Genomic DNA, 1,076 nt, shown 5'->3' with positions numbered 1-1,076 from the left:
ACCCTTTCCAGTGAGTGCTACTCAGAACACTTAAAGCGAACCGGGCATCTGGATAAAATACTGTACCCAGCAGCTTTACATCCCCTGGAAGCGCATAAAAAATTTCCCAGAGACTTCCGCAGGGCCAATGGTCAGCCCTCTCTCGGAGCCGATAGGGCTGTCTTTCCACTGGTCAGTCTGGTCAAGGGACTGACGTTGTTTGCCAGCCATATTTTTGCATTCGCAGACCAATACATGGCCGGGGATAATCCAGAATGACGTTGATATTCACCGGTGCCCCAACATCCTGACGAACCATCCTGTTACGCATCAATAATCAGACCACTCCTGTGAGTGATTTTTGCGTATTTCGATTCTCACGACGGCAACCCAATATCAAAACGCGAGTATCCGCGCAATGCTTCGAGCTTGATGGGGAGCAAGGAATTTGCATGATTTCTTTTTTGCCGGAATCAAAAATATTGACTAGGCTGACTCGCTACTGGCGCTCATTATGAATTCCCGATGCCAAGAAAAACTACAAAGATCATTATTCATTTTCATGCGCCCATCAATTATCGGATTGAAACGATTTCCTTACTGCTTAATCTATGAGAAATTGCGCATTATTTTTCATTTTTTCCCTGCAGTTATTTTTGGCAGGCTTCAGCTATTCAGAGACGGATAATCAGGATTATGGAGAAGATGAACATTGGTTAAACACACTTTCACCTGTTGATTTTGCGTTTCACAGTACCTCACCCTCAGGCTTGTTTTTTCGTGTTGGAAATGATTTTACTTTTCGCCGATATGGTGATTATTTATCACTGAACGGGCTACGCACACTACCCTCGCTCGCATCTAACGCCATGATGTATTGGATGGTGAGCAGGACAACCGCCTACGTGCTCAGTCGCTGGACAGCAAACCCTTTGACGCTGCACACGGCCCAAGTCTTGTCCATGGCCATTTTGCCGGGAGTTAAAAGTGCTCTGTACAGCTGGTATACCGGTACTCGTCTGGGGTCAGAGCAAATTCAGGTGGACCCACCCCACATCCGCAAACGATTTTACCTGGAGCTGATTTACCAGCAGGAA

Annotated in this window: 2 protein-coding genes; both read left to right on the top strand. The window is 46.5% G+C overall.

Annotated features, from left to right (window positions below):
• A partial coding sequence (locus KDK18_RS07095) for a hypothetical protein (protein WP_257254181.1) occupies positions 1–258 on the top strand: 258 nt, incomplete at its 5' end.
• A 602-nt stretch (positions 259–860) separates the two neighbouring features.
• Positions 861–1,076 (top strand): hypothetical protein (locus KDK18_RS07090; RefSeq protein ID WP_257254180.1); only part of this gene is annotated, 216 nt, incomplete at its 3' end.

This window comes from Endozoicomonas sp. SESOKO3 (assembly GCF_024606255.1).
This window is presented reverse-complemented; position numbering and strand designations above follow the sequence as displayed.